The following is a 7,644-nucleotide window of genomic DNA, read 5'->3' as shown; positions in this document are numbered from 1 at the left end:
CAGTGCCCACCCCCCCTCCCGCGCCCGCCCGCCCGCCGCGCCCCGCCCGCCCGGCCCACCTCCGATCACCGCGACGTCGACTTGCTCCATGAAACGATCTCCCAATTCGATGAATGTCTATGTTGACGTTTATCGAAGCAGGTGCCATGCTGACAGCGCAAGACATCGACAGGCATCGAAACAGCGAGGAGTCGTCGTGAACGAGCCCGCCTCCCCGGCCACCGGGAACAGCCCCAACGTCGCCGAGCCCGCGTCCTCTTGCTGTGGGCCGGCTCCCGCCCAGCCTGCCGATGCAGCGGCAGCGGCTGAGTCCTCCCCGTGCTGCGGCTCCAGTGAGGGCGCGAAGGCGGCCGGGGCCTGCTGCGACCCCGCGGCCAAACAAGAGGCCGTCACCTCCGGCGCCGGTTGCTGCTGACAGCCGAGCCGACCACCTGCTGCCCTTCCTGCGAGTTCGGAGACATGTGATGAGTGAGAGCACCACCGTCGATCTGCCCGTCGTCGTGATCGGCGCCGGTCCTGCCGGTCTGGCCGCGGCCGCCCACCTGACCGAGCGCGGCTTCGAACCCCTGGTCCTGGAGACCGGCCGGGCCGCGGGCGCCGCGGTGCGCGAGTGGGCGCATGTGCGGCTGTTCTCCACCTGGGGGGAAGTCACCGACCCGGCGGCGGAGAAGTTGCTCGCCCCGACCGGCTGGGTGAAGCCGGACCCCGCCGCCTACCCGTCCGGCGGGGACTGGGCAGACCACTACCTCCAACCGCTCGCCGACGTCCTCGGTGACAAGGTCCGCTACGGCGCCACCGTCACAGGCGTCTCGCGCTCCGGCCGCGACCGCATCGTCGACGCCGACCGCGAAGCCCAGCCCTTCGTCGTCCACATCGCATACGCCGACGGCCGCGAGGAGCGCCTCATGGCCCGCGCCGTCATCGACGCCTCCGGCACCTGGACCACTCCCAGCCCGGCCGGCGCGAGCGGCCTGCCCGCCCTCGGCGAGCGAACTTCGGCCGATCGCATCACCTACCGCGTCCCCGACCTCAAGGACCCCGCCGTCCGTGCCCGGTACGCGGGCAAGCGGACCGCGGTCATCGGCTCCGGAGCCTCCGCCTTCACCGCCCTCGCCTACCTCGCCGACCTCGCCCAGACCGACGAGGGCACCGGCACCCGCGCCACCTGGATCCTGCGCCGCGGCATCAACGGCTCCACCTTCGGCGGCGGCGAGGCCGACCAACTTCCTGCCCGCGGCGCCCTCGGCCTGGCGGCCCAGGCAGCGGTCGACGGCGGGTACGCGGACGCCGTCACCGGATTCCGTACTGACACCTTCGAGCGCACCGACGACGGCCGCGTGATCCTCGTCGGGGAGGACGGCCGCCGCCTCGATGCGGTGGACGAGGTCATCGTCCTGACCGGCTTCCGCCCTGACCTGTCCTTCCTAGACGAGCTGCGCCTCGGGCTCGACGAGCGCCTCCAGGCCCCGGTGGAGCTGGCGCCGCTGATCGACCCAAACCAGCATTCCTGCGGCACCGTCTACCCGCACGGCGTGAACGAGCTCTCCCACCCGGAGAAGGGCGTCTACCTCGTCGGCATGAAGTCCTACGGCCGCGCGCCGACCTTCCTCGCCTTGACCGGCTACGAGCAGGTCCGCTCCATCGCCGCCCACCTCGCCGGCGATCACGAGGCCGCCGAGCGCGTCGAACTCACCCTCCCCGAGACCGGGGTGTGCGGCGGCGCGGGCCTCTTCGACGAGCCCGCAGCCGCAGAGGAGACCGGTGGTGGCTGCTGCGGGGCCCCGGCCACCCTCACCATCGGCGCCGCTCCCGCTTCCTCCGGCGGCTGCTGAGGTGAGCGACCTTCAAAGCGGCGTGGCTGCGGCCGGGACGGGGGTCCGGTCGCGGCCACGCGCCGTCCTGCCCGCCTTCTGCCTTAGCCAGATCACCAGCTGGGGCATCGTCTACTACGCGTTCATCGTCCTCAACCCGGCCATCACCGCCGACACCGGCTGGAGCGCGGGTGCGACCACCGCGGCGTTCTCCGCCGCCCTCGTCGTCTCCGCGATCGCCGGGATCTACGTCGGCCGCGTCCTGGACCACCGCGGCCCCCGCACCGTCATGACTGCCGGCTCCGTCCTGGGTTCGCTGAGCCTGCTGGTGATAGCCGCGGCCCCCAACCTCGCCGTCTTCTTCGCCGGATGGCTGCTCGCCGGAGCGGCGATGGCCGCCATCCTCTACCAGCCCGCCTTCGCCGCCCTCACCCGCTGGTGGGCCCCCGACCACATCCGCGCGCTCACGATTGTCACCCTGGCCGGAGGACTCGCCTCCACGGCCTTCGCGCCCCTGACCGCGATCCTCGCCGACCACATGTCCTGGCGCGCCACCTACGTAGTGCTCGCCGGCATCCTCGCTGCCCTGACCGTCCCGGCTCATGCCATCGCACTGAAAGCCCCCTGGCCGCTGGCCCCGCCGAGCCCGCCGCACGTCACCGGCGGCCACGAGGGCGTGGTGCGCAGCCGGGCGTTCTGGATGCTGGCCGTCACCTTCACCCTGTCGGCGTTCGCGATGTACGCCGTCGTCATCGGCCTCGTCCCCCTCCTGCTCGAACGCGGCTACACCACCACCGAAGCCGCATGGGCCCTTGGCCTCGGAGGCGCAGGCCAAACCCTCGGCCGCACCCTGTACGCGACCCTCCACCGCCACCTCGGCGTTACCGCCCACACCGTCACCCTGATTGCTCTCGGCGCCCTCACCACCGCAGCCCTCGCCACCGTGGTCGGCCCCTACACCCTGCTCGTCGCCGTATCCGTCCTCGCCGGGGTGATCCGCGGCAACCTCACCCTCCTCCAGGCCACCGCCGTCACCGACCGCTGGGGCACCACCCACTACGGCCGGCTCTCCGGCCTCCTCGGCGCACCAGCCCACGCCGCAGCCGCCCTCGCCCCCTTCGCCGGCGCCCTCCTCGCCCAGCCGCTCGGCGGCTACCCCGCCCTGTTCACCCTGCTCGCCGTCCTCTCGGCCGCGGCCGCCGTCACCGCCCTCGGAGCACACACGCAACTGGCCGAAGAAGCGGCTTACCCGAGGGCGCCTTCCGTGCCCAGGACCTGATCACCCCTGCCGGGCGAGGCGGGGCGTGGGCAGTCCCAGCAGAACAGGTCCGCCGGCTGCAGCGGCATCGATCTGGCTGATCTTGGATTCGGCTCCGGTGAGGCTGACGCGGAGCCCTTCGATCTCGCCGACCCAGCCCTCGCGCTCGGCCTCGGCGATGCGGGCGATGAGATCGTCGCGAATCTCCTCCAACCGACCGCGCTGGGCCGAGTCTGGCCGGAGGAGCGAGCAACGAACGCAAGCGTGTTCATGGACACAAGGGCTTGAAAAGGCACGAGCGCAGGTGCCGATCGAGACCTTGCGCTTCTCGAAGTGCGCGAGGAAGGCATCCCACTCCTCCCCGGTCGGTGTCCGATACTGTCAGCAACCACCATCGAATCTGATTGGATTCGCGCCGCCGTGAATCCCCGGATTGCACGGGTTCATTGGACGCGCGCCGCTTGCCTGTCGTCAAACAATCGTTTGCAGACAGGCGGCCTGGCGCGCTGTCAGTCCAGAACGTCGTGCGTTCCCGCTGGCCAGTCCACTTGCTCTTGTTGTTGCGGCGTTCGACCGTGTTGCGCTGCCGTCCGGACGTGGTGGTCCATGAGGACTACGTCCAAGGCCGCGGCCCGTCTGCACCTCGGGCCTGATCCCTATACGCGGGGCGACGGCATAACGTGCTGCCCGACTCCGGATCGAACGCGTAAGGGGAGAGAGAGCATGAGCACCGCTACACCGGTATCGCTGGTCACGGGCGGCAACAGGGGCATTGGCCGCGAAACCGCGCGCCAGCTTGCCGGACTCGGCCACACCGTCCTGCTATCCGCCCGCCGCCCGGAGGACGCCGAACAAGCCGTCGTCGATCTGGCCACCGCAGTGCCCGGCCTGATCCTGCCATGCCGTCTGGACGTGACCGACGCCGACGACATCCGTGCCCTCGCCCGTCGCGTGGAAGAGGAGTTCGGGCGCCTCGATGTCCTGATCAACAACGCGGCTATCAACTACGACACCGCCCAGCGAGCCGCCTCCGCCAACCTCGACGAGGTCCGCCACACTCTGGAGATCAACCTCTTCGGCGCCTGGCGGACCGCGCAGGCGTTCCTGCCGCTGCTGCGCCGTTCACCCCACCCCCGTGTGGTGAACGTCTCCAGCGAATCCGGCTCCCTGGAGCTCATGTCCGGTGGCACCCCCGCCTACGGAATCTCGAAGGCCGCCCTCAACGCCCTGACCCGCAAACTCGCCGACGAACTGCGCGCCGAGCGGATTCTGGTCAACGCCGTCTGTCCGGGATGGATCGCCACCGACATGGGCGGCCCGGGCGGTGACCCCGTCGACCAAGGCGCCGCCGGCGTCGTCTGGGCGGCCACCCTGCCCGACTCCGGTCCCACCGGCGGCTTCTTCCGGAAGGGTGAACCCCTGGCCTGGTAAAGGAAATCCGGTGATCCCGTTGGCGCGGCCCGGCGACGGGCCTGTAGCGGAGCGGGTTCATGCGCAATCCACGGCGGATCGGGCGGCGTCGCTGTTCCGCGGCCTGGGGCCCCGGAACAGCCGCGGCTGGGCAGAGGTGCGTGAAGCAAATTCCGCCAAAGATGTGATCGTTTCCCGCAGCCCAGGTGGGGCGTGTTGCGTTGAGGCGTTCGCCGTGCCGATGGATACGCAGGGTGACACCCCGCTCTAGGCAAGGCCGTGATCACGGGGCGCAGGATAGCTTCGCCGCGGCCCAGACATCAGCCGAGACTGGGCGGCGGGGTCCGGTGCACGCTCTGCACCGCCGCCACGGCCTGGGGCACGACCGGCCACGGGATCGCGGAGCTCAGGGTGTCCAGACGTCGCCGCACGCTCGTGGCGATGCCCTTGCCCAGGACGAACCGAGTCGGTGTGACCGCCCGCTCGGCTCCGGCGAGCAGCGGCAGCGCCTGGGCGCTGCGCATGCCGGTGTTGCTGAGCACCAGGTGCCGCAGCCGGTGCGGCCAGGCGGCCAGGCTCGCCGCGATCGCCGTCGTCGCCTCGGTGTCGACGCGGTTGTCCGGAGCCTCGAGGACCGCGGCGGCCTTGACCCTGCCCAGGTCGAGCAGTTCGACGTCCGCCGCCACCGCCGCGGCGACCAGCTCCGCGACGGCCGGCGCGCCGAGCCCGGAGCTGGCGATGGAGAGCCGTCGCAGACGCCCGCGCGGCGCCCGGCGCAGCACCTCCGCCACAGTGTGCGCGCCCGCGTCGCCCAGACCGGCCGCCGAGACGTAGAGCTCGTCGAGCACACCCGTCTCCAGCAGCGGCCCCAGCGCCTCCGCCCCGTCCGGGCCGAGCGGGTTGCCGCCCAGGTAGAGCCGCTCGAAGCGGCGCCCGGAATCGAGCACGGCACGGGCCAGCCGGGCCAGCCCGGCAGCATTCAGGCCGGTCTGCACCAGGTCGAGCGTGCGCAGCTCGGACGCGGCCGCGACCAGCTCCGCGCCCGCGTGCCCCGCCAGGCTGCCGAGCGGGTTGCGCTTGAGCCAGAGCCCCGCCACGGCCTGCGGCGAGGCCCGCAGGTGGTCCGCTATACGGCAGGCGCCAGCGGCGGTGATGCCGTTGCAGCCGAGGTAGAGCGTCTGCACGCCGGTGCCCGCGCTGCGGGCGGCGACCTCGGCCGCGCCGTCGTCGCCGAGCCCGTCCGTCCCGAGTAGCAGGTGCCGGATCAGCCCCGGCGCTCCGTCCGTCTCCGCCCGCGCCCGCAGCGCATCCGCGACCAGCGCCGCCCCGTCCGGGCCGACCTGCGACTTGCACAGGTCGAGTCGGCCGTCCGGCAGCACCGTTCCGGAAGGGAAGTCCACCCGCTCCTCGGCGGCCCGCCCGGCGCGCAGCCACGCCAGCAGCGGGCCGAGATCGACCGGCCCGCTCACCACGCCACTTCCTGGTAGTCCTTGAGGAAGACCCCGGAGACCGGATGCCCGGCCTCGCCGCGCACGATCGGGTCGTAGATCCGGGCCGCGCCGTCGACCACGTCGAGCGGCGTGCGAAAGCCGCGGTCGGCGATCCGGTTCTTCTTCGGCGCCGGGTTCTCGTCGGTGATCCAGCCGGTGTCCACCGCGCACATGTGCACGCCCTGCTCGGCGAGATCGGCCGCGCTGGTGCGGGTCAGCATGTTGAGGGCGGCCTTGGCCATGTTGGTGTGTGGATGCCCGCCCGTCTTGTTCCGCACGGCGAACCGGCCTTCGACGGCGGTGACGTTGACGATATAGCGACGTGGAAGCGGCGAGGCCAGCAGCAGCGGCAGCAGCCGGTCGCACAGCAGGGCCGGTGCCAGGGAGTTGACCAGCTGGGTCTCCAGCACCTCGGCCGGGTCCAGCTCGCCCAGCCGGGCCGACCAGGAGTTCTCCGACGCGGTGTCCGGCAGCAGCCCGGCCTCGTCGACCTCGTCCAGGACGTGGCCGGGCCCGCCGGTGGCCTCCAGTTCGGCGGCGGGCCAGGCCGGGGAGAGCGTCGGCATCGGCGTGAACCCAGGCGCGTGGCGCACGAGTTCACGCGGACCGGCGGGGAGCGCCTCCCGTTCCCCGGCCGCGAGGCGGGCGTACGACTCCGGGGGCCTTCGCAGGGTCTGCGCGGCGTTGTTGACCAGGATGTCCAGCGGACGGCCGCTCGCGCGCAACTCCTCGCACAGACCAAGCACTTGGCGAGGGTCACGCAGGTCGATGCCGACGACGGTGAGCCGGTCCAGCCACGCCGCGTTGTCGGGAGCGGCCTGGAAGCGGCGCACGGCGTCGTGCGGGAACCGCGAGGTGACGACAAGTTCGGCGCCGTCGCGCAGCAGCATCAGCGCCAGCTGGAATCCGATCTTCACACGGCCGCCGGTCAGCAGCGCGCGTCGTCCGCGCAGATCCGTGGTCAGCCCGCGCCGGGCGGAGTTGTCGGCCGCGCAGACGGGGCAGAGCATGTGGTAGAAGGCGTCAACCTGCTGGTAGGGCCGCTTGCACACGTAGCAGCGACGCGGCTTGAGCAGCTCCCCGGCGGGCTCGTTCCCAGACGGCACGCTGAGCGGGGCGTCCTCACGACGGGCAGCGGCACCCATGGCGGTCCGCGCGCGCAGCGCGGCGTCCGCCTCCCTCGCTTCGTCCCGTCGCTCCTGGCGACGTAGCCGCCGGCCCTCGCGCGCGAAGGACTCGGCGACGCGCTCCGCCCGCAGCCGTGACGGGTCGTCCACGGGCAGTTCGCTGAACGCGCGGACCAGACGCGAGAACTCGGCCAGCTCCGTGTCCCGCACTGCCGCTCCCGCTCATGTCGATCCTTCGATGCTGTGCGGTCCCGGCCGGATTCGAACCGGCGTGCCCACCTTGACGGGGTGGTGCGCCTACCTCTGCGCTACGGGACCTGGAACTGCAAAACACACGTGTCCAGTATCCACCATCCAGGACCGGCGGTCACCAGAATTGGCCGTGGCCTGCCGGATCTGCGCCCGCAACGCGGGCCGCCTGCGCGGGGGCACGGGGCGATAGGTCGCGGCCTTCGCCTGGCCTCGGCGCCTCGCCCGCGCGAGAAGGTTGGGGGTTCTCCAGGGTGTGGGGGGAACACCCAACAGTGGGTTGTGTGGCGTGGTTTTTT

Annotated in this window: 6 protein-coding genes and 1 tRNA gene; 3 read left to right on the top strand and 4 right to left on the bottom strand. The window is 71.9% G+C overall.

The annotated features are described in order from the left end of the window. Positions 1–464: 464 nt before the first annotated feature. Positions 465–1,832: an NAD(P)-binding domain-containing protein gene (locus ACFWI9_RS01485; protein ID WP_387158180.1), complete on the top strand. Its 1,368-nt coding sequence runs from the start codon at positions 465–467 to the stop codon at positions 1,830–1,832. Position 1,833: 1 nt separating this feature from the next. Further along, entirely contained in the window at positions 1,834–3,090 is a 1,257-nt protein-coding gene (locus tag ACFWI9_RS01480; protein WP_387158178.1) for an MFS transporter, read from the top strand. Here ACFWI9_RS01480 and ACFWI9_RS01475 read toward each other — a convergent pair whose 3' ends face one another. Next, positions 3,091–3,282 (bottom strand): hypothetical protein, encoded by a 192-nt coding sequence (locus tag ACFWI9_RS01475; protein WP_387158176.1) that lies wholly within the window; start codon positions 3,280–3,282, stop codon positions 3,091–3,093. Between the two features lie 510 nt (positions 3,283–3,792). Between ACFWI9_RS01475 and ACFWI9_RS01470 the strand changes: the two genes are divergently transcribed. Beyond that, positions 3,793–4,500 carry an SDR family oxidoreductase gene (locus tag ACFWI9_RS01470; RefSeq protein WP_387158174.1) on the top strand — a complete coding sequence of 236 codons (708 nt, stop codon included), beginning with the start codon at positions 3,793–3,795 and terminating at the stop codon, positions 4,498–4,500. A 299-nt stretch (positions 4,501–4,799) separates the two neighbouring features. On the opposite strand, the gene ACFWI9_RS01465 is transcribed toward ACFWI9_RS01470, so the two are convergent. From ACFWI9_RS01465 to ACFWI9_RS01455, 3 genes are all read right to left on the bottom strand, one after another. Continuing rightward, positions 4,800–5,948 carry a ribonuclease inhibitor gene (locus tag ACFWI9_RS01465; protein ID WP_387158172.1) on the bottom strand — a complete coding sequence of 383 codons (1,149 nt, stop codon included), beginning with the start codon at positions 5,946–5,948 and terminating at the stop codon, positions 4,800–4,802. Then, positions 5,945–7,306 carry an SDR family oxidoreductase gene (locus ACFWI9_RS01460; RefSeq protein ID WP_387158170.1) on the bottom strand — a complete coding sequence of 454 codons (1,362 nt, stop codon included), beginning with the start codon at positions 7,304–7,306 and terminating at the stop codon, positions 5,945–5,947. The genes ACFWI9_RS01465 and ACFWI9_RS01460 overlap by 4 nt, the downstream gene beginning before the upstream one ends. Positions 7,307–7,342: 36 nt before the next feature. After that, a tRNA-Asp gene (locus ACFWI9_RS01455) sits at positions 7,343–7,414 on the bottom strand. Between the last annotated feature and the right edge of the window lie 230 nt (positions 7,415–7,644).

Origin of the sequence: Streptomyces sp. NPDC127084 (genome assembly GCF_042724175.1) — a bacterium.
Taxonomy (GTDB): Bacteria; Actinomycetota; Actinomycetes; order Streptomycetales; family Streptomycetaceae; genus Streptomyces.
The sequence above is the reverse complement of the archived record's forward strand: the minus strand, read 5'-3'. Positions and strand labels throughout refer to the sequence as shown.